Raw genomic sequence first — 2,049 nt, forward strand, 5'->3', positions numbered from 1 at the left:
CCACCGCCCCCACCACCGACGGCCGCGCACCCCGCACCCCCCTCGAAGAGACCCTCGTCGCCCTCTTCGTTCTCACCCTGGACACGGCGGAGGTCGGCATCGACGACAGCTTCTTCGCCCTCGGTGGGCACTCCCTCCTCGCCGCCCGCCTCACCAACCGGATCGCCGAGGCCCTCGACGTCCGCCTCACCCTGCGCGACGTCTTCGAGCGGCCCACGGTCGCCGGCCTCGCCGAGCTGATCGCCGGGCGCGGCGGCGCCCCGGCCACGGAGCTTCCCCCGCTGGTCGCGGGGGAGGCGGCGGCGGACGGACTGCCGCCGGCGTCGTTCGCGCAGCGCCGACTGTGGCTGCTGTCGGAACTCGACGGCGGCAGCGCCGCGTACAACGTCCCGATGGTGGTCCGGCTGGACGCCGGTGCGGACGTCGGCGCCCTGGAGTCCGCCCTCGGCGCAGTGATCGGGAAGCACGCCCCGCTCCGCACGCTCCTGGAGGTCGTCGACGGCGAGCCGCGGCAGCGGATCCTCCCGCCCGAGCGCGCCCGCCTGACCGTGGAGCGCGTACCCGTAGCGACGGACGCGGCCCTGGACGCGGCGCTGGCCCGGTCCGCCGGCCGCATCTTCGACCTGGCGGCCGACCTGCCGATCCGCGCGCAGCTCCTCGAACGACCGGACGGCTCGGCGGTGTTGTCGCTCGTGCTGCACCACATCGCCACGGACGGACTGTCGCACGACGTGTTCTTCACGGATCTGGGGCGCGCTTACGCGGGTGAGGTGCTGGAGCCGCCGGCGGTGGGGTACGCGGATTACGCGGTCTGGCAGCGGCGCGTCCTCGGAGCGGCCGACGATCCGGAATCGCTCCTCGGGCGCGAACTCGCCTACTGGCGTGAGGCGTTGGCGGGGCTTCCTGAGGAGCACGGTCTTGCGCTGGACCGTCCGCGGCCGGTCCGCGCCTCCCACCGGGGCGGCGAGGTCACCCTCGATCTGGGCTCCGACGTGTTCGAGCGCGTCGTCGTCCTCGCCCGTGAGGAAGGGTGCACGCCGTTCATGGTGGTGCACGCGGCGCTGGTGGCGGCGCTGACTCGACTCGGGGCGGGGACCGATCTGGCGATCGGTTCGCCGGTGGCGGGCCGGGGCGACGAGGCCCTTGCCGGGTTGGTGGGGTTCTTCGTGAACACGTTGGTGCTGCGGACGGACAGTGCGCGGCGCTGCCAAGTTCGACCTCGAATTCCTGCTGCGCTCCGACGACGGAAGGCGGCTGCACGGCTCGCTCCTCTACGCCGCCGACGTGTTCGACGCGGAGACCGTGCGCCGCATGACCTCCCTCCTCGGCCGCGTCCTGGACCAGGTCCTCACCGACCCGGGCCTCCGGCTCTCCGACCTCGAGGTGCTCACCACCGAACAGCGTGCGCTGCTCACCGGGCCCTGGGCCGGTTCCGTCGCCGAGACCGGTGACGGTTCGCTGGTGGTGCGGTTCGAGGAGGCGGCGGCGCGGTTCGCGGAGCGGACGGCGTTGGTGGACGGCGGGCGGAGGATTTCGTACGCCGAGCTCGACGCCTCCGCGAACCGGCTGGCGCATCTGCTGCGGGCCCACGGCCTGGGCCGGGGTGATCTGGCGGGGGTGCTGCTCGACCGGGGTGTGGACTTCGCGGTGGCGGTGCTCGCGGTGGTGAAGGCGGGAGCGGCGTACACGCTGCTCGATCCGGACTTCCCCGACGAGCGACTGCGCTCCGCCGCCGCCGACGCCGGCATCTCCCTTCTCCTCACCGCCCCCGCCCACGCGGCCAGGATCGAGGGGCCCTGGCGGACCGTCGGCCTCCCGTCGCGCGGCGAACTGGCCGTCTTCCCCGCCGTCGGTCCAGGGGTGGACGTCAGCGGCGACGATGCCGCCTGCGTGATGTTCACCTCCGGTTCCACGGGTCGGCCGAAGGGCATTCTGTCCTCGCACCGGAACCTGGTGTCGACGGTGAGCGGGCAGTCGTACGGGCGGTTCGGTCCGGGCGAGGTGTTCCTGCAGTGCTCGCCGGTGTCGTGGGACGCGTTCAGCCTGGAG

1 protein-coding gene and 1 pseudogene are annotated in these 2,049 nt (G+C 73.5%); both read left to right on the plus strand.

Features of this window, described 5'->3' with window-relative positions; all coding sequences use genetic code 11:
• Nucleotides 1-98 precede the first annotated feature (98 nt).
• Nucleotides 99-1,145: pseudogene (locus tag OO47_RS38330) on the plus strand (condensation domain-containing protein); the annotation flags it as partial.
• A 49-nt stretch (nucleotides 1,146-1,194) separates the two neighbouring features.
• On the plus strand, nucleotides 1,195-2,049 hold an 855-nt coding region (locus OO47_RS38335; RefSeq protein WP_234323392.1), incomplete at its 3' end, for an AMP-binding protein.

It is taken from the genome of Streptomyces bikiniensis (genome assembly GCF_000716625.1).
Taxonomy (GTDB): Bacteria; Actinomycetota; Actinomycetes; order Streptomycetales; family Streptomycetaceae; genus Streptomyces; species Streptomyces bikiniensis.